Source organism: Dactylosporangium sp. NPDC000521 (assembly GCF_042898305.1).
Taxonomy (GTDB): Bacteria; Actinomycetota; Actinomycetes; order Mycobacteriales; family Micromonosporaceae; genus Dactylosporangium.
In genome coordinates this window covers 614,561-638,719 of record NZ_JBIAYW010000004.1, presented here as the reverse complement: position 1 = coordinate 638,719, position 24,159 = coordinate 614,561, and the positions used below count along the sequence as shown (strand labels likewise).

Here is a 24,159-nt window from a genome sequence, read left to right as displayed (position 1 = left end):
CGGTGATGCGCGCGGTCAGCGTGCCGGCCCTCGTCAGCAGCGCCCAAGGCGCCGCCGAGCTCGGCTGGACGGCACGCCCCGCGAAGGAGTCCATCGTGGAGATGGCCGAAAGCCTGATCCGGCACGGCATCGTGCGGCCGGGCCGGCCCGCGGGAAGCGGCCCGGCCCGGCAGGGTGTCAGTTGACGATCAGGAAGTTGTCCACGGAGGACGCCGACACCCAGCGGCGGCCGTACGCCTCCGGGTTGTTGAAGTTGTACTCCTCGAGGAACACCATCCCACCGTCCACACCGGACACCCAGGCCACGTGCCCGTACTGGCCGCCGTTCCACTGCGCGACCGCGCCCGGCGCCGCGGTGTGGCTGATCGCGCCGCCGTACTTCGCCGTCGCCTCGTCCCAGTTCTTGGCGTTCCAGTAGTTCAGGCCGTTGAAGTTCGGCGGCTTGCGGGAGTAGTACTTGTCGACCCGTGAGGCCACGAACGACGTGCACTGGTTCTTGACGAACTCGTACGGGTCCAGCTTCGGGAACCAGTAGTCGGCCCACGGGTAGTCGTCGACCGGCCCGAACGCGATCACCGAGCCGCTGCGGCCGCCGTACTTGCCGAACCGGTCCGCCACGACCCGGTACTCGTAGCAGCCCGTCGTGTAACTCACCGTCGTCGACGTGCCGGTGATCATCATCTTGATGGTCTGCCAGCCGCCGCCCCGGCACGCCCGGGCCTCGATGGAGTACCCGGTCGCGTTCGCGGCCGCGCTCCAGGCCACCGTCACCGTCGACACCGAGGTGCTGGTCGACGTCGGGTACGCCCGCACACCGCCGGGCGTACCCGGCGTGATGATGGTCAGCGTCGCCGAGGCCACGTTGGAGTTGCCGCTGAGCCCGGACAGGTTCTCCGCCCGCAGCATGAACTCGTAGCCGCGGCCCGGCGTCAGCAGGCTCATCGTGAACGCGCAGCACGTCGTCACCGGGTACGCGGCCCGGGTCCACGCCGCCGTCCCGGTGTAGCGGTAGTAGATCCAGTAGTACACATTGGACGGACTCGACGCGGTCCACGTCAGGCGCACCGCGGTGTCGCCCTGCGCCGCCGCCGAAAGCCCACCCGGCGCGGTCGGCAGCGGCGGCATCGGGCGGGCGCCCGCGGCCACCGACGGCGCCGAGTCACCGGCGAGGTTCGTGGCCCGCAGCCGGAACTCGTAGTACGTGCCGTTCGTCAGGTACGTCACCGTGAACGTGCAGCACGTCGACAGCGGGTACTCCAGGCGCTGCCAGGTGCCGCCGGCCGGCCGGTACTCGACCCAGTAGTAGACGTCCGGCGTGCTCGAAGCCGTCCAGCGCAGCGTGATCTGCCCGTCGCCGACCGCCGCCGTCAGCCCGGTCGGCGCGGCCGGGAACGGCGGCAGCGGCCGGGCACTGGCCACATTGGACGCCGGGCTGTCACCGGAGACGTTGTTGGCCCGGACCCGGAACTCGTAGGTCGTGCCGTTGGCGAGCAGCGAGACGGTGTACGCGCAGCACGTCGTCACCGGGTACTGCAGGCGCTGCCAGGTGCCGCCGGCGGGGCGGTACTCGACCCAGTAGTAGACGTTCGCGGTGCTCGAAGCCGTCCAGCGCAGCGTCACCTGCCCATCCCCGGCGGTCGCGCTCAGCCCGCTCGGGGCCTTCGGCAGCCCGCCGGTCGAGGTGGCCCGCGCGGTCGCGGACGCCGGGCCCTCGCCGCCCTGGTTCTCGCCGGTGACCTTGAACTCGTACACGTGCCCGTTGACCAGCGGGCCCCACGACGCCGACGTCTTGTCGGTCGGCAGGCCCGACTTGGCGAACGCGGCGCCGGCGGTCACGTCCCGGTAGTACACCCAGTAGTACAGGCTCGGCGCGGGCGCGTCCCAGTCGAGGTCGATCGTGCCGTCACCGGCCGCGACCGCCTTCAACCCGGTCGGCGCCGGCGGCGGCGAGAACCGTGCGGTGGCACGGACCGCCGCGGACACCGGGCCCTCGCCGGCGGAGTTCGCCGCGGTCACCGTGAACTCGTAGACGTGGTTGTGGGTGAGGTACCCGGCGGTGAACGACAACGCGGTCGTCGGCAGCGACAGGCGGGTCATCGCGCCGCCGGCGGTCACGTCCCGCATCGCGATCCAGTAGTACAGGTCGGGCCCGGCCGACGCCCACGACAGGCCGATCTGGCCGTCGCTGCGGGTCGTCGCGGTCACCCCGGTCACCTGCGCCGGCAGCGGCACATTCGGCGTGGCCCGCACCAGGTTCGTCGGCCCCGACTCGCCGCCGGCCGCCACCGAGGTCACCTTGAACTCGTACTGGTGGCCGTTGACCAGATACCCGGCGGTCATGGTGCAGCACGTCGAGATCGGGATCGGCAGCTGCTGGAAGGTGGCCTGACCGGCGGTCACGTCGCGCTGGTACACCCAGTACCACACGTCCGGCGTGGGGCTGGTGTCCCACGTCAGCTGCACCTGCCCGTTGCCGGCGACCGCGCGCAGGTTCGCGGGCGCGGCCGGGGCCGGGTAGACGGCGGTCGCCTGGGCCAGGTTCGACGGCGGCGAGTCGCCCCCGAGGTTGTTCGCGACGATCTTGAACTCGTAGCGGTGGTTGTGCGCGAGGTACCCGGCGGTCAGGGTGAGCGCGGTCGTCGGCAGCGGCAGCTTCGTGAACTCGGCCTCGCCGTTGGTCACGTCCCGCTGGTACACCCAGAAGTACACGTTGCTCGCGGTGCTGCTCCAGTCGAGCTTGATGGTGCCGTCGCTCTGCGCCGTGGCGGTCAGGTTCGTCGGCGCGGCCGGCACGGTGTAGTGCACGGTCGCCTTGGCCGGCGCGGAGTACGGGGACTTCCCGCCGCCGTGCGAGGCCGTGACCACGAACTCGTACTGGTGGTCGTTGGTCAGCCACGCGACGGTCGCCGTCGTGTCGGCCGGGGTCGGGTCGCTCACCTCGACGTACTCGGTCTCGCCGGCGGTCAGGTCGCGGCGGGACACGTCGTAGCGCCACGCGTTCGGCACCGCCGACCAGGCCAGGTTCACGGATCCGTCGCTCTGCGGAGCGGCGGTGAGCCCGGCCGGCGCGGCGGGTGGCGCGATCGTCATCAGCACGCTGCGCACCGGCGACGCCGGCCCCTCGCCGTTGGCGTTGCGGGCGGCCACCTTGAACTCGTACGTGTGCGCGGTCTTGAACCCGCCGAGCGTCGTGCTCGCGGTGGTGGGCTGGCCGACCCGCGCGAAGTGGGTCTGCCCGGCGGTGACGTCACGCTGGTAGACCACATAGGACGGACTGCTGCCGGGCCACGACAGCGCGACCGTGCCGGCGCTGGACGCGGTCGCCGTCAGCGACGCCGGCGCGGCCGGGACCGTCGCCGGGTCGGGCACCGGCCGCGGCCAGTCGAGGTCCACGAAGCGCGGGCGGTAGATGCGGGCGTCGTCGTAGAGGTCCCCGTCGTTGAGGGAGTTCACGTTGTACGACACCAGCAACTTCCCGGACGGCGCCAGCTCCGGGTGCACGTGGGCGTCGTAGACGATGACCCCCTGCTGGTTCGGCTCCGGCGCGGTCAGCAGGTCGACCGGGCCGCTGAACGGGCCCCACGGGTTGCTCGCCGTGTAGGCGACGACCTGGGAGTTGAACACGACGTTGCTCTCGACCGTGACGAGGACCCACTGGCCGCCGAGCTTCTGCACGCCGTACGCGGTGCCGACGCCGGACAGCGGCAGCCGAGCGGAGCTCGCCACGGTCGCCGACCAGCCGGTGCCGTTCCAGTACTCCCACGGGCCGCTCAGGCCGCCGGCCGGGACCCTGGCGAGCCGGGCGAAGCGCATCCCGTCGGCGGGCACGTAGTCGGAGCCGTAGATGTACGTGAAGCCGCCGTCCGTCACCAGCTGCGCGCCCCAGGCGACGGTGCTGCCGGCCGAGGGGGTCAGGTCGGCGACCCCGGTCAGCGTGAGCGACGGCAGCGCGAACGTCGCCAGCACCGTGCCGCTGAGCGCCACGTCGAGGCTGCCCGTGCCGGTGCGGCGGTACCGGTTGTAGACCACCCGCAGGTTCGATCCTTCGACCTCGCCGTCGCCGACCCAGTAGAACTGCCCGTCGGCGGTGGGTGCCAGCAGCGCCTGCGGCGCGCTCGCGGTCCCGCCGGTCAGGGTCGTGGTCAGCGCGGTGCCGTCCTGCACCACCATGGAGTTGTTGATGAACGGCGAGCTGCGGGGCCGGCTGTGGTCGGCGTTGACGGTGCCGAGGAGCGTGTCGGAGAACAGCCACACGATCCGGCCGTCGGGCAGCAGCACCGACGCCGTGCTGTCCGCCCCGGTCCACCTCCCGCCGGTGTCGCCGTAGGTGTTGAACGCGGTGGTCAGCTGGGTGCCCGTCATGCCGCCGGCGGGCGGCGCGGCGGACGCGGGGGTGCGGTCGGGCAGCACGATGAGCAGCGCTGCGACCAGCAGCAGGACAGTGAGGCGGGCGCGCATGGTGCATGTATAGCGGCCCATGGATACCTTGGTTACCCCGCGGTAGCAAAGCGGGGCAAACCGGCGCTCAGCCCTGCAGCACCCGTTCGGCGGTCCGCCGCGTCTCGTCGTCGAACAGGACGAGACGGATCAGCTCGACGCCGGCCGGTGCCGTGCGCATGCCGGCGAGCGCCTGCACGACGGCGTCCTCCTTCGGCCACCGGTACACGCCGGACGAGATCAACGGGAAGGTCACCGACGTCGCGCCCAGCCCGCCGGCCACCTCGAGCGAGCGCTCGTAGCAGCCCCGCAGCAGCGCCGACCGGTCCTCGGTGGCGCTCCACACCGGCCCGACCGTGTGGATCACCCACCGGGCGGGGAGCCGCCCCGCGGTCGTCGCCACCGCCTGCCCGACCGGCAGCCCCCGCCCGTACCGGCTGGCCCGCAGCGCGCGGCACTCCTCGAGGATCGCGGGCCCGCCCTTGCGGTGGATGGCCCCGTCCACCCCGCCCCCGCCCAGCAGCGACGTGTTCGCCGCGTTGACGACCGCGTCCACCTCCTGGACGGTGATGTCACCCGTGACCAGCTCGATCCGCATGCCGCTCATTCTCCACTAGGGTCGTCGGATGGACTGCTTCTCGTGCCGCCAGAACGACCGGGCCGCCGGGCTGCCGCTGCGGGAGCGGCTCGCCGGCGACGAGCACTGGCGGGTCGCCCACTGCTTCGACACGAGCCTGCCGGGCTGGCTGGTGCTGGTGCCGCGGCGGCACGTGACGGCGATCGCCGACCTGACCGACGCTGAGGCGGCCGCGCTCGGCGTCTGGCAGGTCCGGCTGTCGCGGGCGCTGGCGGCGGTGACCGGCTGCGTGAAGACGTACGTGGTGCAGTTCGCCGAGAAGGAGGGCTTCGCGCACGTCCACTTCCACATCGTGCCGCGGATGCCCGACCTGCCCGCCGACCACCGCGGCCCGCGCGTCTTCGGTTACCTGGGCGTGCCCGAGGCCGAGCGGGTCGACGAGCCGCGGCAGGACGAGCTCGCGGCGGCACTGCACGCGCACCTCGCGGCCTAGCCGATCCGGTCGAGCTCGTTGGTGTAGTCGCCGCCGGGCCCGTACTGGATGAGCTTCTGCGCCTCGCACACGTACCGCTCCGGCTTCACGGCGAGGCTGCCCTTGCCGCTGTTGTTGCGCTTCCCGTTGCGCTCGATGACCCAGCAGGAGCAGGACCGCGGCGCCAGCGGCCAGCAGCAGCCGCCCTTGCTCACGTTTTCGCGGATGTACCGGGGGTGCCGGCTGGACACCCGTAGCCACCGCACCGCCGGACGTCTGGGCCGCGGGCTGCTCTGCCCACCCAGCAGCCGCTCCGGTCGCTGCCGGTGCGCCCGGTGTGGGCGTCGTCGCTGTGCCCGCTGTAGGTGCGCCGGGCCTTTGTTCCGCCGGCGGTACGGGCGCTGCCGGGGTGCCCGGCCTGTGTTCGGCCGGCGGTGCGGGTGCCGCCGGGGTGCCCGGCCTGTGTTCGGCTGGCGGTACGGGTGCCGCCGGTGTCGCGGCCGGTTGGTCGAAGTCGCGCAGGCTGCCCTCCGCCACCGCCGGCTCCGGCTGATCCACCACCACCGGCGCGATCCCCAGCGCCTGCTCGAGGGCCGCCGCCACGGCCGGCATCCGGCTCGACCCGCCCGCCAGGAACACCGCCGCCAGCGACGAGATCGGCTGCCTCCGTGCGTCGCACCACCGACGCGTCGAACGTGCCGGCGCCGAAGTCGTACACGAGCGCCGTGCCGCCAACGGGCACCCGGTGCCCCGCCACGCCGGCGAAGTGGTGCGCCGCCGCGACGGGCTCCGCCACCAGCCGCGCCCCCGCCGGCGCCGCGCCGAGCAGGACCTGCCGCCGCCGCGCCCCCCTCGCCGCGCCGGTCGCGCCGCGCCGGTCGCGCCGGGCAGGGTCGCGCCGGGCTAGGGCGGGCCGCGCCGGGTCGTGACGAGTTAGGCCGCGCCGCTACGCGCCGTGCCGCGCCGCTACGCGCCGTGCCGCGCCGCTACGCGCCATGCCGCGCCGCTACGCGCCCGGGAACTGTCGCGCGGACCGGTCCGGGCGGGGCATGCTGGAGCGCATGACGGAGCCGGACGCCCCCAGTACCGCACGCATGATCGACTACTGGCTCGGCGGCAGTGACCATCTGCCGGTCGACGTCGCCGCCGCGCAGGCGTTCGAGTCGGCGTACGGGCCGTGCGCCGACATCTTCCGCTCGCTGCGCGCGTTCTCCGGCCGGGCGGTGCGCCACCTGGCCGCCGAAGGCATCGACCGTTTCCTGGTCTTCGGCGCCGGCATCCCCACCCAGGGCAACGTCCACGAGAACGCCCCTGGCGCCCGCGTCCTCTACACCGACATCGACCCGCACATCGTCGCCGCCGGCGGCAGGCTCGTCGCCGGGCTCCCGGACGTCGGCTACACGCTCGGCGACGCCACGGACCTGGCCGGCATCGACCCCGAAGCCCGCGACCGGGTGCTCGACGGCCGCCCGGTCGGCCTGGTGTTCCTCGGCCTGGCCGCGTTCCTCGACGACCCGACCCTGGCCCGCGCCCTCGACGCGATGCACGACGCCGTCCCGGACGGCAGCCGCCTCGCGTTCGACTTCGACAGCACCGAACTCGAGGCGTTTCCGCAGGCACTGGCGATGATGGGCCCCGGTTTCCACATGCGCGCCCCGGACCGCTTCGCCGACCTCCTGGGCCGCTGGAGCACCACGTCCGACGGCATCGTGCCCGTCGCGCTGTGGCGCCCCGACGCCGACCCCGAGCAGGTCCCCGACGCCTTCTGGGGCGGCCTCGCCACCAAGCCCTGACGCCGCGTGCTCCGTGCCGCGTGCTCCGTGCCGCGTGCTCCGTGCCGCGTGCTCCGTGCCGCGTGCTCCGTGCCGCGCGCTCCGTGCCGCGTGCTCCGTGCCGCGCGCTCCACGCCGCGTGCTTCCGTGCTCCGTGCTCCCGGCGCCGTGTGCTCCCGCGCTCCGTGCTCCGCGTCCCGCGTCCCGTGTCTCGCCCCCGCCCCGCGCCTCGCCCCAGCCCCGCGCCGCGCGACGCCCCGCGCCGCGCGACGCCCCGCGCCTCGCGACGCCTCGTGTCGCGTCGCAGGACTGCACACAACCTGCAAACTCGGCAGCCGTACAAGCGCCGCTGGCTCCCTTAGAGTGACCGCCATGGATGCGATGGTGGTGCCGTTCGTCGGGGAGGGATCCGGGAGCGGGGAGCTGTCGTGGGGGCAGCTCGACGTGTGGCTGAAGATGCGCAGGCTCGGGCGGTCGTTCGCGATGGGCGGGGCGCGGCCGTTGCCGCCCGGTGCGACCGTCGAGGACGTGGCCGGTGAGCTCGCCTACCTCATGGGGCGCTATCAGTCGATGCGCACCCGCTTCATTCCAACCGCCGATGGATTGCCGCGACAAGTGGTGTACGAATGCGGCACGATCGACCTGGAGGTCGTCGACGGCGACGCGGAATCCATCGCCCAGCGGTACCGGACGACCCCGTTCGACTACGAGCACGGATGGCCGGTGCGGATGGCGGCCGTTGTCGACGGTGGCCGGTGCACCCATGCGGTGCTGGTCATGTCGCACCTGGTCTTCGACGGTGCGGGCGCCGTCGTGATGATGGCCGAGACGGCCGCCCGCACCCCGCTGCCCGTCCGGGGCGCCGCGCCGCTCGAACAGGCGCGGCAGCAGGCGCTCCCCGCGGCGCGCCGGCACAACCAGGCCGCGCTGCGGCACTGGGAGGCGCGGCTGCGGGAGATCCCCGTGCCGGTCGTGCCGCCGTCGCGGGACGTGCGCAGCCCCCGCTACCACCAGGGTGTGTACCGCACGACGGCGCTGCCGGAAGCGCTGCTGGCCGCGGCGCGGGAGCACGGCACCGACACGGCCGCCGTGCTGCTGGCCGTGTTCGCGAAGGCGTTCGCGGCGGTGACCGGCGTGGTCGTGCTGCCGCTGCGGCTGATGTCGAGCAACCGCTTCCGCGCCGAGCTCGACGGCAGCGTCAGCCCCGTGTCGCAGAACGGCCTGTGCGTCCTCGACACGACCGGCGACCTCGGGACCGTCGTGCGCAGGGCCCGTGGCGCGGCGATGACGGCGTACAAGTACGCGTACTACGACCGGCGCGACCTCGAGGCCCGCATCGCCGCTGTCGCCGCCGAGCGGGGCGCCGGGGTGGACCTGGACGTGAACTTCAACGACCGCCGGTTCGGCGGCTCGCTGCGGCCCGTCCTGCCACCGGCCGGCCCGCACGGCGAGTTCGCCTGGGTCAGCGCGCACGACGACCCGCAGTCCGGCTTCTTCCTCAACGTCGACGGATCCGACGAGGTCCTGGAGCTCACGGTGTACGTCGACAGCCACTTCATCGCCCCGTCCGACGCCGTCAGAATCCTGCACGAGATGGAATCGAGCGCGCTGGAGGCGGCGGCCCCGGCGGGCGGTGGCGATGCCGCAGCCGCGGCCCAGGACGGTGTCGCGGGCACTGTCGGCATTGCGGCAGTAGGGCTCTGACCTGGGCGTTGTGGTGTGGACACCACAACGCGCCTGGTCCTGCCACGACTGACCGGCCCCGGCCGCCGCCCGCATCCTGATCCGCATGTCAAGCCTGAACTCCGGCGCCGGCCTCGCGCGGCTCACCGGCTGCATCCTTACCCTCGTCGCCTTCGTCACCGCGGGCGTCTCCGCCCTCATCTTCGTCACCCTGCCCGCCGCACCCACCAGCGACGACCTGATCGCGGCCGCGGCGGTCGCCGGTGTCACCGTCGTGCTGTTCGCCGTCGGCGTGCCGCTGTTCGTCGTCGGCGCGCGGCGCCTCGCCCGGCAGCGGCGCGTCCTGCGGACCGGCACGCCGTGCCTGGCCACCGTCACCGCCGCCCACAACGTGACCAACGCCGAGAACGACGACCCGGTCGCCCGCATCACGCTCGCCGTCCCGGTCCCCGGCGGCACCGCGACCGCCGTCGTCCGCCAGGTCGTCCCGCAGCGGCTGCGCCGGATCGTCGGGCCCGGCACCGTGCTGCCCGTGCGCGTCGACCCGGCCGACCCGACGTTCGCCGTCATCGACTGGGAGCACGCCCAGCAGCGGCACAGCATCGCCGACGACGTCGCCGCCCACGTCGCCGTCGACATCGCCGCGGGCCTGCTGTTCTAGCGTTGCCGGCCACGATGGAGGCGCACGAGCCGGAGCCTGCCGCCGTGCGCCACGACCCCGCGTCCGACCGGGGCTCCTTCGAGGCGGAGCCCCAGCCGGCGACGTCGGCGCGGCTCGGTCAGGTGTGGACGGCGGGCTCCGCCGGGACCGGTGCCGGGGTGCGCGGCCGGGTGATCGTGCCGCGGGCGCCGAACACCACCCGCAGGACCGTGCCGGGGGCGAGCAGCGACGTCGGCGGCTCGACGAGGTTGAGCACCCGCAGGAACGCCGCACCCAGGGCCGCGTCGCGGGTCGCCGCCCGGTGCAGCCGGTGCACGAACGCGTTGACGAACCGGATCTTGAGCGTGCGCCGCCCCGGCACCTCGGCGAAGCGCAGGTCGGTGCCGACCGCGATCGACCACGGTCCGTCGATGACGCGGGCGGCCTGCCGGAAGAACCGCCGCGCGAGCCCGGTGGTGCGGCCGCCGGACGCGTTGAGCAGGCGCCGCAGCAGGAGCGTTTCCAGCGCCGCGACCGTCATGCCCTGGCCGTAGATCGGGTTGAAGCTGCACAGCGCGTCGGCGACGACGAGGTAGCCCTCCGGGAAGCGACGCAGCCGCTCGTACCGGCGGCGGACGCTGGCCGGATAGCGCATCGTCACCGGATCGCCGGCCGGCACCGCGCACCGGATGATCGTCGCCAGGTGCGGCGCGGCCAGGCTGTCGGCGAACGCGGCCATCCCGGCGTCGTCGGTCGGCGGGCGCTCGCCGAGCATGCCGTTGAGCGCGACGGCGACGAGGCCGTCCTCCTGGATCGCCGCGATACCGGCCCGCGGCGCGCCGGGCACCGCGTTCGTCAGCTCCCCGGACATCCCGTCGAGGTGCTCCGGCCGGTACTCGTAGCGCCGCGTCACGTACGTGACATCGACCTGCACCCGCTCCTCGGCCGGCACCGGAAAGCCGGCCGCCGACAGCCACAGCGGGCCGCGCGACGCCCGGCCGCAGGCGTCGACGACGAGGTCCGCGGCCATCGTCCCGCCGGTGCTCAGGCTGACCCCGGTCACGGCGGTGCCGTCGGCGGACAGCAGCAAGCCGGTCACGTCGGTCCGCGAGACGAGCCGCACGCCGGGCAGCGCGAGCACCCGCTCGCGGATGGTGTGCTCCAGCAGCGGCCGGCCGACCCCGGCGGCGACCAGGTCCGAGGGCGCCCGCCGCATGAGGTATCCGTCGTTGTACCAGTGGACCTGCCCGTGCAGGTCGACCATCGGCGCCCCGGCGTCGCGCAGCTGCGCGGACAGCCCCGGGAACAGTTCCTCCAGCGCCGTGCGCCCGCGGGCCAGCAGCACGTGCAGCTGATGGTCCTGCGGCACGCACCGGCGGTGCGCCGGCGCCGCGCCGAGCGTGTCGCGGTCGAGCACCACGACCCGAGCGAAGTGCTCGCGGAGCACCCGTGCGGCGAGCAGCCCGCCGATGCTGGCCCCGATGACGACCGCCGTCGTGTCTCCTGTCACGCCCAGCAGCCTAAGAATCACACACGGTCGATGGCATCTCCGTCGTTGCGATGCTCACCCACCCGGGGCGGTCAGGCCCCTGGTGGGGGAGGCCACGCCAGCGCCCGGAGCGCCGAGGGCTCGCCGTTGACGACGTCACGGTCGTGGCTGTGCCGCTCGTCGGGGTCGCCGGGCCGGTACTGCCACAGCGCGAACGTCGTCCAGCCGGCCGGCAGCTTCGGCGGCTTCGCGGTGTACCCGGCGATGTCCAGGGGATGGTCGCCGAACGACGTGTCGTTGCCGGTGCACGGGTTCCACCAGTTGGTGTTCGTGTAGATCATCGGCTTGCGGCCGACGCCCCGCTCGATACGGTCGACGAACGCGCGGATCCAGGCCCGCATCTGCGCCGGCGTGAGCCCGTAGCAGGCGTTGGTGCGCACCCCCGCGTACGGCCACTCCAGATCGACGAACGGCACCAGTGTCCGCGCGTCGCGGGTGAACCGGGCGTGCCGCAGGAAGTGCTCGGCCTGCCCGACGGGGTCACCCCGGTCCGGCCGCGCGTACACGTAGGCACCGACGTACCGCCCGGCCCGCCGTGCCGCCGCGTAGTCCGCCGCGAAGTGCGGGTTGACGTACGTGCCGCCCTCGGTCGCCTTGATGTACACGAACGCGCTGCCGGCCGCGATCTCGGTCGGCCAGTGGATGCCGAACTGCCGGTGGTCGTGGCTCGAGATGTCGATCCCGCCGACCGGGTACCCCACCGGCCGCTCCGCCTGGATCGCCGCGACCGCCGCCAGCACGGGCGGGTCCACCGGCAGGAGCGGCATCGGCGGCGCCGACGCGACCGCCCACACCGGCGCGGTCACCACCAGCGACCAGGCCACCACCCCCTTCGGGTGCCGGCGGATGAACCCGGCCGCGGCCCGCCACCGGCGCCGCAGCACCGGCCCGAGGCCCGCGGCGTTCGCACGAGCCAGACGCCACACCGTCCCCGGAGCCTTCGTCACCGCTCCAGTGTGCCCCGCCGCCGCCCGCCCGGCCCGCCGCGCCGATCCTCGCCTGGCCCGCCACGACCCTGTGCCGGGCGCCTACCTGCCCAGACGCGTCCAGGCGCCGAAAGGATCGCCGCCGCCACAATGCGATGTGCTGTTGAGTCGGGGTGACAACTGGCCGGAGCGGGCGATGATCACCGGGCACGACTCGCTGTTCGTGGCGGGCGGTCGGGTCGAGATGGGTGTTTGGGCCATGCTGCAGCGTCAGCATGGCCGGTGGTCACCGCCGGACTGTCCCTCGTCACCCTCGTCACCCCGGACGCCGACAGCGCCTTCTCCCAGAGCCTGCTCACCATGCTGGCCGAGGAGCTGGCACTCCAGGGCGACGCGCGGTCCTGATCGGCGGCCCCGCTGTCACTTCGGGAGGCGGATGACGAGCTCGACGCGGCGGTTGAAAGCCCGGCCGGCGGTGCTCGCGGAGCCGTCGGGGTTCTTCTCCTCGACGAGGGGCTGGGTGCTGCCGAGGCCGACGGAGGTGACGTCGCGCGCGGCGACGCCGTGGGAGGTGAGGTACGCGCGGACCGTCTCGGCGCGGCGCTGGGAAAGCGTCTGGTTGCCGGAGGCTGAGCCGGTGGCGTCGGTGTGGCCGCGGACCTGGATCGTGCCGTCCGGGTACAGCTTGTTGATGACCTTGATGGTGTTGTCGAGGGTGTCGGTGCTGGCGATGTCGGCGCTGCCGGTGGCGAAGAGGGCGTCGCTGTTGAAGGTGACGATGTAGACGTGGACACCCTCGGGGGTGCGGGCCTCCAGGATCGAGCCGGAGACGCCGGTGAGGTCGACGTCGGGGCCGGGCAGGCGGTACAGGGAGTCCTTCACGAGACGGGTGTCGTTCTCCGGGTCGTGCGCGTTGCCGATCTGGCACGGGATGCGCAGGACGAGCCCGGCGCCGAAGTCCTGGGTCGCGCAGGTCGGGTCCTTCTGGCCGTCGCCGTCGTAGTCGTCGAGGCCCGGCTGGGCGCCCGGCGGCAGCGACGCGGGCGGGTCCTCGGCGGCGGAAGACGCCGGGTCCTCGGTGGCCGCGGGTGCGGCCGTGCCGGTGGCGGGGCTCGCGGCCGGCGAACCGCCGGCGTCGCACCCGGCGAGCAGCACGCCGGTGAGCAGCATGCCGGCGAGCGGCAGGACGCCAGCGACCGCGGCCGGCAGGAGCGGGGCGGTGGTGGCGGCGGTGTCACGCCGGGCAGGTCTCATGTCGCGGAGCGTAGGCACCCGGCCGGGGCGAGGCTCGTCACAGGCGGGTAGCCGACACCGGCACGGCGCTCAGTCGGGTGCCGGGAGGCAGCCGACGTCGGCGATGCCGCCGCCCGCGTCGACCGTGGTGCGGGGCGGGCCGTGCTCGCCGAAGATGTACCCGAGGCCCGAGTTGCCGCAGAACAGCAGCCCGCCGCCGGCGTTGGCGTTGCACAGAGAGGACTCAATCCGCCCGACCCTGGGTGACGCCCGCGGGCGATCGGCGCCGCCCGGCGGTTGGTGGGCCACGCATCGGGGTACGAGCGGCGCTCTGACGAGAGGTGAGCCCCGTGCCGCACGACCGCATCGCCGAACTCATCGCCCCGCTGCGGGTCCGCCCCGGCACGAAGGTGCGCCTGCCGAGGGACTTCGACCCCGGGTACACCGGCGACCTCATCGACAAGGCGGCCGGCACCGAACTGCTGCAGCGCGGCGTGGCCATGCTCGCCGACCTCCAGGCGCGGCTCGCCGCGCAGCACACCACCGGGCTGCTCGTGGTGCTGCAGGCGCTCGACGCGGCCGGCAAGGACGGCACGATCCGGCATGTGATGAGCGGCGTCAACCCGCAGGGCGTGCGGGTGCACAGCTTCAAGGTGCCGTCCGCGGAGGAGCTCGACCACGACTTCCTGTGGCGGTACGCCACCCGCCTCCCGGCGCGTGGCGAGATCGCCATCTTCAACCGGTCGCACTACGAGGAGGTCCTCGTGGTGCGGGTCCACCCCGAGCTGCTCGACCGGCAGCGGCTGCCACCGCAGGCCCGCAACGGCTCGGTGTGGCGGCGCCGCTTCCAGGCCATCAACAACTTCGAGCGGCACCTCACCGACAACGGCTTCCGGATCGTGAAGCTGTTCCTCAACGTGTCGAAGGAGGAGCAGCGCAAGCGGCTCCTCGCCCGCATCGACCGCCCCGAGAAGAACTGGAAGTTCTCCGCCGCCGACCTCCACGAGCGCGGGTACTGGCGCCGGTACCAGCAGGCCTACGCCGACATGCTGACGCACACCAGCACCGGGCACGCGCCGTGGCACGTGATCCCGGCCGACCGCAAGTGGTTCTCCCGCATCGCCGCCGCGGCGGTCATCGTCGACGCGCTGGACAAGATCGACCCGCAGTACCCGGTCCTGGACGCGCAGGCGCGCCGCGAACTCCTGGAAGTCCGCGGCGCGCTGGAAACGGGATGAGATCAGACCGGCTGGCGTGTGGCGGTGCCGTTGGAGCTGAGCAGCGACGCTTTGGCCCGCGAGTACTCGCTGTCGGTCAGCACGCCGCGCTGCCGCAGGTCGGCGAGCTTCGCGAACTCATCGGCGCTGGAGGCGAACCGTGGTGCCGCGGGCGTCTCCTGGGCGGCCTCGCGCACGTACTGCCGGAACTGGGCCTCTTGCTGCTGCGCGCGCTGCACGGACCGCTCGTTCATCGACCGGCCCCGGGCGATGAGGTAGGTCAGTGCGCCGATCCACGGCAGCACGATCAGGAACACCGTCCAGGCCGCCTTGCCCCAGCCGGACACGGACGGATCCCGGAAGAGGTCCGTGATGATGCTGACCATCAGCCAGATCCAGGCGAACACGAGCATGAACCACAGGGTCGACAGCACGACTTCGCCGAACGAGACGTCCATTGCCTACCTCCGAAAAGGCTCTCACCCGGGTGAGTCCCGGTCCCTTCAGCGTGAGCCGGTCAGGGGGAGCATTCATCGCCCTCGGAGGGTGAACGGGGGCCGTGGCATCGACCACGGCCCCCGTTGATCCGTCAGGCCGGGACCACCCACCGCTGGCTGGCCACGTTCGCGTACTCCCAGATGTGGATCTGGGTGCCGTCGGCGGAGGCGCCGCCGAGGGCATCGAGGACCTTGCCGGACTGCGGGTTCAGCAGCGATCCGTTCGCCTGTGGCTGCCACACCTGCGAGCCGGTGCCGTTGCACGTCCACAGCTGCACCTTGGTGCCGTTCGCCGTGCCCGCGTTGTCGACGTCCAGGCACTTGCCGAGCGCCTGGTACGTGCTGCCGACCCGGCTCCAGCGCTGCGCGTTGGTGCCGTTGCAGGTCCACAGCTGGATCTTCGTGCCGTCGGCGGTGCCGGCGTTGTCGACGTCGAGGCACTTGCCGGCGATGCCGGTGATCGGCCCGGACACCGGCCCGGACTGCTGGTACACCTCCAGCTCGTACACGCGGGCGTAGGCGTCCGTGGTGGTGAACCGGACGTACCTGGCGGTCACCCCCGAGAGGTTGTGCGTCGTGATGTTCGCCGTGTTGCCGGTGACGGTCGCGCGGGTCGTCCACGTGGTGCCGTCCGTGCTGGTCAGCAGGTTGAAGTTGCTGGTGTTCGCCACGTTTTCCCGGCCCGCGCCGGCGTGCCGGACGACGATCTGGCCGACCGTCTTCGCGGCGCCCAGATCGACCTGCAGCCACTTGTTCGCGCTGTTGGAGCACCACTTGTCGCTGGTGCCGCCGGAGACGGTGCCGTTGAACGCCTTCGCCGGGCTCTCCGCCGCGATGCAGGAGCTGTCCGCGGTCGCGGGTGCGTTCAGCGCCAGGTTCGCGACGGTGGCGCCGCCCGGGATCGAGTTCAGCGTGTACCACGCCTCGGTGCTCCACAGCGACAGCCCGCTGCTCGAGCTGAACGGCCGCGGGGACCGCATGTACACGACCCGGCCCGGCTTACGCCCGGACACGGTCAGCGAGACCTTCTTGCCGTCCGCGGACAGGGTCGCGGCGGTGACGGTCAGGTTCTCCTCGTCGACCTTCGGCCCGCCGTAGGCGGACGTCGGCTCGTACCGCCACTGCTTGAACTTGTACTTCGAGACGAGATCCGTCGCGGTCGCGGCGGACAGCGGCTGGGTGTACTCGATCTCGAACCCGGCGGCGGTGGCCCGCATCGCGAGCATGTCGAAGGTGGTGGTGCCGTTCGGGGTCAGCTTCTGCAGGCCGAAGAGGAGCTTGCCGGCCTGCCCCCAGTTGCCGCCGGCGCCGAGCCCGCCGAGGTAGATCGCGCCGTCGGGGCCGATGTTCACCTCGGAGATGCCGGCCTCCAGGCCCTGGGTCATGCGGAAGAGCGCGCCCTGGTACTCGCCGTTGACCTTCTCCAGGAACGCGCGCTGCAGGCCGCCGTACGTGACGTCACCGATGAGCAGCTGGCCCGCGTACACGCCGGTGGGCATGACGATCGGGGTGCTCGGCGAGTTCGCGATCTCGTTCTGCGGCATGTACAGCACCGGCGGCGTGACGGCGTTGTAGTCGAACGGGCCGGCCGGGGTGTTGTAGTGGTTGAAGAAGCGGCCGGGCTTGATCTGCACCAGCTTCGACGCGGGCAGCCAGCCGCCCTGGTTGTCGGTGACGAACAGGCCGTTCTCCGGGCCCCAGCCGATGCCGTGCGGGGTGCGCAGCCCGCCGGCGACGTACTCCACGGCACCGGTCGCCTTGTTCACCTTGATGGACGTGCCGCGGTTGGCCACGGGCTGCGGGACGGTGCTCGCGCCGCCGTAGTCGATCGGCACCGACAGGCTCAGGTAGAAGTAGCCGTCGCGGTACAGCAGGCCGAACGCGAACTCGTGGAACGCGCCGCTGAACGGCCAGGTGGCGACGGTGTTGTACTGGTCGGCGACCTCGTCGCCGGTGGTGTCGACGAGCGCGGTGAGCTTGCCCTTCTCGCTGACGTACACGATCCCGTCGACGATCTTGAGCCCCATCGGCTCCTTCAGGTTGCCGGCGATCTTCTTCCTGGTGACGCTGCCGGGGCCGGTCGTGCCGCCGGTGTTGCCGAGGATCCAGACCTCGCCGGCCTGCGACGTGCCGGACTGGTCGTTGCCGCCCCAGGTGCAGATGACGAGGCGCCCGTCGGGCAGCCAGTCCATGCCGGTGACCTTCGGCTCGAAGCCGCTCGGGCGCAGGTTCGTCAGCGTGAACCCGGGGTGCACCGAGGTCAGCGGCAGGCCGTCGCCGGGGGAGTCACCGGCGCCCTCGCACTCCTTGCGGCCCGGCGCGGTCACCCGCACGACGCCGGCGTCGGTGCTGAGCACCGAGTTGGGCACGAGCACGAACGCCGACGAGCCGGGCGTCTTCCACTCGAGCGTGATCTGCTGCCCGCCGTCGCGCTCGAAGTGGTCGATGCGCAGCGCGTGGTAGCCGGTGGTGAGGGTGACGGTGCCCTCCTTCGGCGGCGTCGCGCCGTGCAGGCCGTCGTGGTCGATGACGGTCGCGCCGTCGATCGCCAGGCGTGAGCCGTCGTCGCTGGTGAGCCGGAACGTGTAGCTGCCGGCGGTGGCGATGTTGACGTTGGCGATGACCTGCGAGACGAAGAGGTTGTCGTAGCCGAAGTCGGCCGGGGTGGTCCAGTTGATCGTCGGCATCAGCTTGTCGACGTTGGGGGTCTGGCCGGTCTTGAGGGTACAGAGCGCGCTGAGCGGGGTCTGTACGTCGTAGACGCGCAGGGTCACCCCGGGCTCCTGCGCGGGGATCGCGCTGGCGGGCGCGGCCCAGACTCCGATGGCGGCAACGGTTGCGGCGACAGTGGCGGCGGTGAGGAACCTGCGCACCATGCTTCCTCCTGAGGGGGTCGGAAGCGTCCCCGATGGCGGTCGGGGACGCCGAAGCAGGCGGGCCTATCGACGCCGACGACTGGACCACCTCGCCGGAAGATTAGGCAGTTCCCATCGACATGTCTATACCTTTCGACGTTCTCAGCAAAAGTTTGCGGACCGCATGCAGAAGGCGACCGTTTTGCACCCGACGCCCGCGTTAGCGGCCAGGGAGCGCTGGAAACCCCAGGCAGTGACAACCCCTCAAGATCCGGAGGTCGCGCCATGCGGTTCCGTCTTCGCGCCGTCCTGTCCCTGGCCGTCGGCACCGCGCTCGCCGGCGCCGGCGCCACCTCCTCCGCGTTCGCGGCCCCGCCGGTCGTCTCCGAGCAGGACCGCGCGTTCGCCACGGCGGCGGGGCGCGGCGGCGCGTTCGAGATCGCGGCCGGCCGGCACGCCAGCCTCAACGCTCAGGACCCGGCGATCCGGGCGCTCGGCAGCCGGATGATCGTCGACCACACCGGCATCGGCAACTCGCTGCGGACCCTCGCGGTCGGCCTGGGCCTGAGCGTGCCCGATGCCCCCGACGTGGAGCAGCGGGCCGTGCTCGCCGCGCTCTCGTCGATGACCGGGGCGGCGCTGGACTGCACGTACGCGATGGTGGAGTACTTCGACCACGTCGCGGCGGTCGGTGTCTTCGAGCGGGAGGCCCAGACCGGCAACAACCCGGAGCTGCGCTCGCTCGCCGTCACGATGCTCCCGACCCTGCGCGACCACCGGAAGGCGATCGCCGACGCCCTCACCGACCTGGACTGTGCCGCGACGTCCGCGACCCCGGCGCCGACGGTTCCCGTTGTGCCGTCGGTTCCGGCTGTACCGGCCGTGCCGGTGACGCCGACAGTGCCGGCCGTGCCGGTGACGCCCTCCGTGCCCGCGGTGCCGGTGACACCCACAGTGCCTGCGGTGCCTGCGGTGCCTGCCGTGCCCGCAGTGCCTGCGGTGCCCACCGTGCCCGCTGGGCCGGCTGTGCCCGTCGTCGGGCCGGTGCTGCCCACGTCGGCGAGCTGAGGGCCCGCGCGGCCGGGGCTGAGCATCACCCCCTTGGGAGGTGTCGCCGGGCGACCGGAAGGCTAGCGTCGGTCCCGTGGCGACGCTGGTGTCCGTGAACGTCGGCCTGCCCAAGGACGTCGAGTGGCAGGGCAGGACCGTGCACACCGGCGTCTGGAAGGCGCCGGTCGACGGGCCCGTCATGCTGCGCCGGCACAACCTCGACGGCGACGGCCAGGGCGACCTCGCCGGCCACGGCGGCGAGCAGCGGGCCGTCCTGGTCTACCAGCTCGCCTCCTACCGGTACTGGAGCGACGTCCTCCGGCGCGACGACCTGACGCCCGGCAGCTTCGGTGAGAACTTCACCGTCGACGGGCTGCCCGACGACGAGGTGTGCGTGGGGGACAGGTTCCGCGTCGGGGGCGCCGTCGTCGAGGTGACCCAGCCGCGGGTCACCTGCTACCGGGTCGGGCTGCGCCTCGGCGAGCCCCGCCTGCCTGCCCTGCTCGTCGCCCATCACCGGCCGGGCTTCTACCTGCGGGTCATCGCCGAGGGCGAGGTCCGCGCCGGCGACGACATCGTGAAGGTCGCCGACGGCCCGGAGAGCATCACCGTCACGGCGGCCGACGCGCTGCTCTACCTGCCCGGCCACGACCGCGCCACCGCCGCCCGGGCGCTGCAGGTCGAGGCGCTCAGCCCTGGCTGGAAGGCCTCCCTGCGCGCCATGCTCGACCAGCCCGGAGGCGAAGGCAACCCGGGCCTCGCCAGGGTCGCGCCCCCGCCGGCCTGGCCGGGGTTCCGCCCGCTGCGGATCGCCGGCGTCGAGCACGAGACCGCCGACGTCCTGTCGCTGCGGCTGGAAGCGCCCGACGGGAGCCCGCTGCCCGCCGCGGAAGCCGGCCAGTTCCTCACCCTGCGCCTGGCGCCCGGCCTGGTGCGCAGCTACTCGCTGTCCGGGGAGCCGGCCGGACCCTCGTACCGCGTCAGCGTGAAACTCGAGCCCACCGGCGCCGGCGGCCGCTACCTCCGCGACCACGCGCGGGCCGGTGCCACCTTCGACACCGCCGCACCCCGCGGCACGTTCACCCTCGACCGGTCGGACCGCCCGGTGCTGCTCGTCTCCGCGGGGATCGGCGCCACCCCGCTCCTCGCCATGCTCCACGACCTCGCCGGCCGCCGCGACGACCGCCCCGTCTGGTGGCTGCACGGCAGCAGGGACGGCGCTGCCCACGCGTTCGCAGCCGAGGTCCACGCGCTGCTCGGCACGCTGCCGTCGGCGCGCGAGGTGATCTGCTACAGCCACCCCCGCCCGCAGGACCTGCTCGGCGGGGCACGGGAGGGCCGCCTCGACGCGACCGTACTGCGCGGCCTGGACCTGCCACCGTCGGCGGTCGCCTACGTCTGCGGGCCGGCCGGGTTCATGGACGACGTCACGACCGCCTTGACCGCCGCCGGCGTCGCGGACATCCACCGCGAGCAGTTCACCGCTCTTGCCGCCGTCACGCCCGGTGTACGCACATCCGCGGCCGGTCCGCCCCGGTCGCGCCCGGGCCCGGGTCCAGCCGTCACGTTCGCGCGCAGCGGCGTCACCGCGGGCTGGACCGACAGCGACGGCACCCTCCTCGCCCTCGCCGAGACCTGCCGCGTCCCGGTCCGCTGGTCCTGCCGGACCGGCGTCTGCCACACCTGCGAGACCGGCCTGCTGTCCGGCGACGTCGCCTCGGACCCCGAGCCCCTGGACCCACCCGCTGGCGGCACGGTCCTCATCTGCTGCGCCCGCCCCCGGACCGACCTCGTCCTCGACCTGTAGCAACGGGCGAAGGCCGGTCACCGTGGTGGTGGCCGGCCTCACGCCAGGGGGTTTCGCTCGTGGTTACGCCGAGGTGGTGCTGATCTGGGTCGCGGAGGCGAAGGCGCTGTCCAGGCGGGCCTGCAGGGCCTCGAGCTCGTGGAACTCGCTCGAGGACGCCGTCTCGGAGCCCTCGGCGGCGAAGACGTGGTCGGTCTCGGCGGCGGAGTGGTCGTAGGAGGTGAAGTCCGACTCCTCGTACTGCACGCCGGTCGTCGGGTCGCTGTAGGAGACGTGGTGGCCCTGGTCGAAGCTGGTGCTCTCGGCCGAGGTGTGGTCCTGCTCGTACACGCCGAACTGCGAGTCGTAGGTGTTCTCGCTGGCGTCGACCTGGTGCAGCTGGTCGAGGGACTCGTGGTTCTCGCCGGCCTCGTAGGTGCCGTAGTCGCCGTACTCGCTCATCGTGTGCTCCCTGGAAAGTCTGTGTGCTGTTGGAATTGAAGGTAGGCAACCCCGCGCACGGACGAATCCCGGAAACGTGCCAGCGCCGCGATCTCAGCGTTCGCGCAGGTCCAGCATGAGCAGCACCTTGTCGTAGCGGCGGTCGCCCACCGCCACGAAGCGGGGCAGCCGCCCGTACACCAGGAAACCCAACGACCGGTAGAGATGCAGCGCGCCGTGGTTGTCGCCGCGGGCGTCGAGCGTCAGGACCTCGATCCCGGCGCGGCGGGCGTCGCCGATCAGCGCCGCGGTGAGTGCCCGCCCGACGCCTCGCCCGTGGACGTCGGCCGCGACCGCGAGCTTCTCCAGATCGGCGTGCGGGCGGTGGGTCGGCCGGGCGTACCGCAGCCAGTAGCCGAGCCCGACGAGCCGCCCGCCGTCGTACGCGGCCCGCAGCGCCCCGTCCCCGTCCGCCACGGCCGCCGCCACGTGCCCGAGCAGCCCCGCCACCTCGTCCACGCCGGGCGGATCGACCCACCCGAGCGCCGCCCCGCCGCCGACGAGCTCGGCGAGAATCTGGTGCGCCGCCGTGACGAACGCGTCGTCGACGACCGCGGGTCGGGTGTGCGGCTCAGTCATGCGGCGGAGCCTAACCGGCCGCCCCGCGGGGCGGCCGGCCGGCTTTCAGTGGACCAGGACGATCTTGCCGCGGGCGTGGCGGGTCTCGCTCAGCTCATGGGCGGCCGCGACTTCGGCGAGCGGGAACGCCGCCGCGACCGGCACCCGCAGGCGGCCTTCGGCGGCGAGCGCGACCGCGATCGGCAGCGCGTGCACGGCCAGGGGATCGGCGGCGCCGACGGTGTCGCGGGTGGCGTCGGCCGGGGCGCCGTGCGACAGGTGGACGCCGTGGGCCGCCGCGGTGAAGTCGGCGATCGTGACCACGCGGGCAGGGTCGCCGGCGACGGCGACGAGGTCGGGCAGCGCCCCGCCCGCGCAGTCGAACACCGCGTCCACACCGCCGGGCGCCAGCGTCCGGACCCGGTCGGGCAGGCCCGGGCCGTACGTCACCGGCTCGGCGCCGAGCGTGCGCAGGAAGTCGTGGTTGTGGGCGCTCGCGGTGCCGATGACGGTGGCGCCGCGGGCGGCGGCGAGCTGGACGGCGACGGTGCCCACCGCGCCCGCCGCGCCCTGCACGAGGACCGTGTGCCCGGCACCGACCGCAAGCCGGTCCAGGACCCGCACCGCCGTCTCGGCGCTGCCCGCCGCGCCGCCCGCCTCTTCCCAGCCCCACGCGGCCGGCTTCGGCGCCCAGGCGGTCAGCACGGCACGGTCGGCGTTGGCGCCGCGGGTCGCCGTGCTCACCATGCCGAAGATTTCGTCGCCGGGCCGTACGCCGGTGACGCCGGCCCCGACCTCGTCGACGACACCGGCCGCGTCGAAGCCGGTCCGGAACGGGAACGCGGCCGGCACCACGTCCCGCCATCGTCCGGAGCGGATCGTCACCTCCCCGGGCGAGACCCCGGAGGCCCGCACGGCGATCCGGACCTCGCCCGGACCGGCGTGCGGCGCCTCGACCTCGGTGACGTGAACGACGTGGGGCGGCCCGTACCGGGTGAACTGCACTGCTCGCATGCCGCCCGACCGTAGCGGAACACCCCGTCCGTTTCGCTAAAGTGAGAGCGGTGACGGTACAAGTGAAAGCCCGGTTGCGGTCGGACGCCCGCGACAACCGGGGGCGCATCCTCGCCGTCGCCCGCCTCGCGTTCGCCGCCGACGGGCTCGACGTGCCGATCCGCGAGATCGCCAGGCGCGCGGAGGTCGGGCCCGCCACGGTCTACCGGCACTTCCAGACCAAGGAGGCGCTGCTGGCCGAGGCGTTCGCGGAGCAGATGACGACGTGCTCCGCGGTCGTGGCGGAAGGGCTGGCGGCGGCCGACCCGTGGCGCGGCTTCTGTCACGTGGTCGAGAAGCTCATGGAGCTGCACGCGCTCGACCGCGGCTTCGCCCGGGCGTTCACGTCGGCGCTGCCCTCGTCGGCCGGCCTCGCCGCCGATCGCGACCGCACCCTGCGGCTGCTGCTGGACCTCGTCGCGCGGGCGAAGGCGGCGGGCCGGCTGCGCCGGGACTTCGTGCTCGAGGACGTCAGCCTCGCCCTGATGGCGAACGAGGGCATCCGGGCCGCCACGCCCGAGCTGCGGGTCGCGACGTCGCGCCGGTTCGCGGCGCTGATGCTCCAGTCGTTCCAGGCGGACCCGGTCGCGGCGCCGCTGCCGCCACCCGTCAGGTTGCCGCTGTCCCGATAATGGCTCCATGGGGGAGCGGTGGGGCGCGGCGATCGGATGGTCGCCGGCGGTGGGTGGTGTGCTCGGGTTCGCCTCGTTCGCCGCGGACCTGCTCGACGGCGACCTGCGGACGGTGCTGCAACTGGCGGCCAGCACCGGGTTCGCGTGGGGGTATGCCGCGTTCGTCGCGGCCTTCCCGGCCCGGTCGAGGCGCACGGCCGTCGCCGCGGCGGTCGTCGTCCTGGCCACGGCGACGGTCTGCTACTACGCCCTGAACCTCGCCTCGGACCGCTGGCGCGCGCAGGGCCTCCTGCCGGTGCTGACGGCGATGGCGTACTGGCTGCTCCTGTCGGTCGTGGGCGGGGCCGTCCTCGGCGTGCTCGCCCATCTGGTGCGGTCGGACCGGCCGCCGGTTGCCGCGACCGCCGCCGGGCTGGCCTGCGGCCTTCTCGCGGGCGCCGGCATCCAGATCGTCGCCGATCATTTCGTCACCGGCGACTTCGGCGGCATGGCCCTGGCCGAAGGCTTCGCGCAGGCCTTCGCCGGCGTGGCGGTCACGGTGTGGATGTTCGGCCGCGGCCGCGGCCCCCGGTCGTGGCCGCGGTTCGCGGCCGTCGCCTGCGTCGCGTGCGCCGCCGCCGCGCTCGCCTGGGACGCGGTCGAGTCGGTTCAGGTCGCCGGCTTCTGACCGCCATGATCCGGAAAGACCTGGGCGCGCTTCCGGATCATGGCGGGCGGACGC

At 73.3% G+C, this 24,159-nt stretch carries 23 protein-coding genes; 11 read left to right on the top strand and 12 right to left on the bottom strand.

All coding sequences use genetic code 11. The features are described 5' to 3' along the window. Positions 1-5: 5 nt before the first annotated feature. Positions 6-185, top strand: a complete 180-nt coding sequence (locus ACFY3L_RS17185) for a hypothetical protein (RefSeq protein ID WP_389324125.1) — start codon at positions 6-8, stop codon at positions 183-185. Here ACFY3L_RS17185 and ACFY3L_RS17180 read toward each other — a convergent pair. Both ACFY3L_RS17180 and ACFY3L_RS17175 read right to left on the bottom strand, forming a co-directional pair. Then, on the bottom strand, positions 178-4,458 hold the full coding sequence (locus ACFY3L_RS17180) for a fibronectin type III domain-containing protein (protein ID WP_389324122.1): 4,281 nt from the start codon (positions 4,456-4,458) through the stop codon (positions 178-180). The two genes, ACFY3L_RS17185 and ACFY3L_RS17180, sit on opposite strands and share 8 nt — an antisense overlap. Before the next feature lie 67 nt (positions 4,459-4,525). Further along, complete coding sequence (locus ACFY3L_RS17175) at positions 4,526-5,035, bottom strand: O-acetyl-ADP-ribose deacetylase (protein WP_389324119.1); 510 nt, start codon at positions 5,033-5,035, stop codon at positions 4,526-4,528. 28 nt (positions 5,036-5,063) lie between these two features. Here ACFY3L_RS17175 and ACFY3L_RS17170 point away from each other — a divergent pair, with 28 nt between their 5' ends. Continuing rightward, a complete protein-coding gene (locus ACFY3L_RS17170) occupies positions 5,064-5,507 on the top strand; it encodes an HIT family protein (RefSeq protein WP_389324116.1) in 444 nt (147 codons plus the stop codon). On the opposite strand, the gene ACFY3L_RS17165 is transcribed toward ACFY3L_RS17170, so the two are convergent. After that, entirely contained in the window at positions 5,504-5,737 is a 234-nt protein-coding gene (locus ACFY3L_RS17165; protein WP_389324113.1) for a hypothetical protein, read from the bottom strand. The genes ACFY3L_RS17170 and ACFY3L_RS17165 overlap by 4 nt on opposite strands. Before the next feature lie 810 nt (positions 5,738-6,547). Here ACFY3L_RS17165 and ACFY3L_RS17160 point away from each other — a divergent pair. From ACFY3L_RS17160 to ACFY3L_RS17150, 3 genes are all read left to right on the top strand, one after another. After that, the gene (locus tag ACFY3L_RS17160) at positions 6,548-7,279 is read left to right on the top strand and encodes an SAM-dependent methyltransferase (RefSeq protein WP_389324110.1); all 732 of its coding nucleotides are present in this window, start codon (positions 6,548-6,550) and stop codon (positions 7,277-7,279) included. Positions 7,280-7,630: 351 nt separating this feature from the next. Continuing rightward, on the top strand, positions 7,631-8,962 hold the full coding sequence (locus tag ACFY3L_RS17155) for a condensation domain-containing protein (RefSeq protein ID WP_389324107.1): 1,332 nt from the start codon (positions 7,631-7,633) through the stop codon (positions 8,960-8,962). Between the two features lie 85 nt (positions 8,963-9,047). Next, the gene (locus tag ACFY3L_RS17150) at positions 9,048-9,602 is read left to right on the top strand and encodes a hypothetical protein (RefSeq protein WP_389324104.1); all 555 of its coding nucleotides are present in this window, start codon (positions 9,048-9,050) and stop codon (positions 9,600-9,602) included. A gap of 118 nt (positions 9,603-9,720) precedes the next feature. Here the strand turns inward: ACFY3L_RS17150 and ACFY3L_RS17145 are convergent, their stop codons facing one another. Both ACFY3L_RS17145 and ACFY3L_RS17140 read right to left on the bottom strand, forming a co-directional pair. Continuing rightward, the gene (locus ACFY3L_RS17145) at positions 9,721-11,091 is read right to left on the bottom strand and encodes an FAD-dependent oxidoreductase (RefSeq protein ID WP_389324101.1); all 1,371 of its coding nucleotides are present in this window, start codon (positions 11,089-11,091) and stop codon (positions 9,721-9,723) included. 71 nt (positions 11,092-11,162) lie between these two features. After that, entirely contained in the window at positions 11,163-12,077 is a 915-nt protein-coding gene (locus ACFY3L_RS17140; protein ID WP_389324098.1) for a GH25 family lysozyme, read from the bottom strand. A gap of 261 nt (positions 12,078-12,338) precedes the next feature. Between ACFY3L_RS17140 and ACFY3L_RS17135 the strand changes: the two genes are divergently transcribed. After that, positions 12,339-12,461, top strand: a complete 123-nt coding sequence (locus tag ACFY3L_RS17135; protein ID WP_389324095.1) for a hypothetical protein — start codon at positions 12,339-12,341, stop codon at positions 12,459-12,461. Between the two features lie 15 nt (positions 12,462-12,476). Here ACFY3L_RS17135 and ACFY3L_RS17130 read toward each other — a convergent pair whose 3' ends face one another. Together ACFY3L_RS17130 and ACFY3L_RS17125 are read right to left on the bottom strand one after the other, a co-directional pair. Continuing rightward, the gene (locus tag ACFY3L_RS17130; RefSeq protein WP_389324092.1) at positions 12,477-13,310 is read right to left on the bottom strand and encodes an OmpA family protein; all 834 of its coding nucleotides are present in this window, start codon (positions 13,308-13,310) and stop codon (positions 12,477-12,479) included. Positions 13,311-13,379: 69 nt separating this feature from the next. Then, positions 13,380-13,598, bottom strand: a complete 219-nt coding sequence (locus tag ACFY3L_RS17125) for a hypothetical protein (RefSeq protein WP_389324089.1) — start codon at positions 13,596-13,598, stop codon at positions 13,380-13,382. Positions 13,599-13,639: 41 nt separating this feature from the next. Between ACFY3L_RS17125 and ACFY3L_RS17120 the strand changes: the two genes are divergently transcribed. Next, positions 13,640-14,527, top strand: coding sequence for a polyphosphate kinase 2 family protein (locus ACFY3L_RS17120; RefSeq protein ID WP_389324086.1), 888 nt, complete (start codon positions 13,640-13,642; stop codon positions 14,525-14,527). Positions 14,528-14,529: 2 nt separating this feature from the next. On the opposite strand, the gene ACFY3L_RS17115 is transcribed toward ACFY3L_RS17120, so the two are convergent. Both ACFY3L_RS17115 and ACFY3L_RS17110 read right to left on the bottom strand, forming a co-directional pair. Then, a complete protein-coding gene (locus ACFY3L_RS17115) occupies positions 14,530-14,964 on the bottom strand; it encodes a PLD nuclease N-terminal domain-containing protein (protein WP_389324083.1) in 435 nt (144 codons plus the stop codon). A gap of 131 nt (positions 14,965-15,095) precedes the next feature. Next, positions 15,096-17,879, bottom strand: coding sequence for a ricin-type beta-trefoil lectin domain protein (locus ACFY3L_RS17110; RefSeq protein ID WP_389324080.1), 2,784 nt, complete (start codon positions 17,877-17,879; stop codon positions 15,096-15,098). A 264-nt stretch (positions 17,880-18,143) separates the two neighbouring features. Here ACFY3L_RS17110 and ACFY3L_RS17105 point away from each other — a divergent pair, with 264 nt between their 5' ends. Both ACFY3L_RS17105 and ACFY3L_RS17100 read left to right on the top strand, forming a co-directional pair. Next, positions 18,144-18,926: a DUF4142 domain-containing protein gene (locus ACFY3L_RS17105; protein WP_389324077.1), complete on the top strand. Its 783-nt coding sequence runs from the start codon at positions 18,144-18,146 to the stop codon at positions 18,924-18,926. A 76-nt stretch (positions 18,927-19,002) separates the two neighbouring features. Beyond that, entirely contained in the window at positions 19,003-20,715 is a 1,713-nt protein-coding gene (locus tag ACFY3L_RS17100; protein ID WP_389324074.1) for an MOSC domain-containing protein, read from the top strand. A 63-nt stretch (positions 20,716-20,778) separates the two neighbouring features. On the opposite strand, the gene ACFY3L_RS17095 is transcribed toward ACFY3L_RS17100, so the two are convergent. The 3 genes from ACFY3L_RS17095 to ACFY3L_RS17085 all read right to left on the bottom strand — a co-directional run bounded on the left by ACFY3L_RS17095 (position 20,779) and on the right by ACFY3L_RS17085 (position 22,767). Next, positions 20,779-21,156 carry a hypothetical protein gene (locus ACFY3L_RS17095; RefSeq protein WP_389324071.1) on the bottom strand — a complete coding sequence of 126 codons (378 nt, stop codon included), beginning with the start codon at positions 21,154-21,156 and terminating at the stop codon, positions 20,779-20,781. A gap of 93 nt (positions 21,157-21,249) precedes the next feature. Beyond that, entirely contained in the window at positions 21,250-21,774 is a 525-nt protein-coding gene (locus tag ACFY3L_RS17090; RefSeq protein WP_389324068.1) for a GNAT family N-acetyltransferase, read from the bottom strand. A gap of 45 nt (positions 21,775-21,819) precedes the next feature. Further along, positions 21,820-22,767, bottom strand: coding sequence for an NADP-dependent oxidoreductase (locus ACFY3L_RS17085; RefSeq protein ID WP_389324065.1), 948 nt, complete (start codon positions 22,765-22,767; stop codon positions 21,820-21,822). A 50-nt stretch (positions 22,768-22,817) separates the two neighbouring features. Here ACFY3L_RS17085 and ACFY3L_RS17080 point away from each other — a divergent pair, with 50 nt between their 5' ends. Together ACFY3L_RS17080 and ACFY3L_RS17075 are read left to right on the top strand one after the other, a co-directional pair. After that, positions 22,818-23,438 (top strand): TetR/AcrR family transcriptional regulator, encoded by a 621-nt coding sequence (locus ACFY3L_RS17080; protein ID WP_389324062.1) that lies wholly within the window; start codon positions 22,818-22,820, stop codon positions 23,436-23,438. A 7-nt stretch (positions 23,439-23,445) separates the two neighbouring features. Beyond that, positions 23,446-24,105 carry a DUF6518 family protein gene (locus ACFY3L_RS17075; RefSeq protein WP_389324059.1) on the top strand — a complete coding sequence of 220 codons (660 nt, stop codon included), beginning with the start codon at positions 23,446-23,448 and terminating at the stop codon, positions 24,103-24,105. Positions 24,106-24,159: the final 54 nt, after the last annotated feature.

What these genes read in the sequence shown, in the direction of transcription:
- ACFY3L_RS17185 (WP_389324125.1), top strand. Translation starts at nt 6, where the DNA reads ATGCGCGCGGTCAGCGTGCCGGCCCTCGTCAGCAGCGCCCAAGGCGCC.
- ACFY3L_RS17180 (WP_389324122.1), bottom strand. Translation starts at nt 4,458, where the DNA reads ATGCGCGCCCGCCTCACTGTCCTGCTGCTGGTCGCAGCGCTGCTCATC.
- ACFY3L_RS17175 (WP_389324119.1), bottom strand. Translation starts at nt 5,035, where the DNA reads ATGCGGATCGAGCTGGTCACGGGTGACATCACCGTCCAGGAGGTGGAC.
- ACFY3L_RS17170 (WP_389324116.1), top strand. Translation starts at nt 5,064, where the DNA reads ATGGACTGCTTCTCGTGCCGCCAGAACGACCGGGCCGCCGGGCTGCCG.
- ACFY3L_RS17160 (WP_389324110.1), top strand. Translation starts at nt 6,548, where the DNA reads ATGACGGAGCCGGACGCCCCCAGTACCGCACGCATGATCGACTACTGG.
- ACFY3L_RS17155 (WP_389324107.1), top strand. Translation starts at nt 7,631, where the DNA reads ATGGATGCGATGGTGGTGCCGTTCGTCGGGGAGGGATCCGGGAGCGGG.
- ACFY3L_RS17150 (WP_389324104.1), top strand. Translation starts at nt 9,048, where the DNA reads ATGTCAAGCCTGAACTCCGGCGCCGGCCTCGCGCGGCTCACCGGCTGC.
- ACFY3L_RS17130 (WP_389324092.1), bottom strand. Translation starts at nt 13,310, where the DNA reads ATGAGACCTGCCCGGCGTGACACCGCCGCCACCACCGCCCCGCTCCTG.
- ACFY3L_RS17115 (WP_389324083.1), bottom strand. Translation starts at nt 14,964, where the DNA reads ATGGACGTCTCGTTCGGCGAAGTCGTGCTGTCGACCCTGTGGTTCATG.
- ACFY3L_RS17110 (WP_389324080.1), bottom strand. Translation starts at nt 17,879, where the DNA reads ATGGTGCGCAGGTTCCTCACCGCCGCCACTGTCGCCGCAACCGTTGCC.
- ACFY3L_RS17105 (WP_389324077.1), top strand. Translation starts at nt 18,144, where the DNA reads ATGCGGTTCCGTCTTCGCGCCGTCCTGTCCCTGGCCGTCGGCACCGCG.
- ACFY3L_RS17095 (WP_389324071.1), bottom strand. Translation starts at nt 21,156, where the DNA reads ATGAGCGAGTACGGCGACTACGGCACCTACGAGGCCGGCGAGAACCAC.
- ACFY3L_RS17090 (WP_389324068.1), bottom strand. Translation starts at nt 21,774, where the DNA reads ATGACTGAGCCGCACACCCGACCCGCGGTCGTCGACGACGCGTTCGTC.
- ACFY3L_RS17085 (WP_389324065.1), bottom strand. Translation starts at nt 22,767, where the DNA reads ATGCGAGCAGTGCAGTTCACCCGGTACGGGCCGCCCCACGTCGTTCAC.
- ACFY3L_RS17075 (WP_389324059.1), top strand. Translation starts at nt 23,446, where the DNA reads ATGGGGGAGCGGTGGGGCGCGGCGATCGGATGGTCGCCGGCGGTGGGT.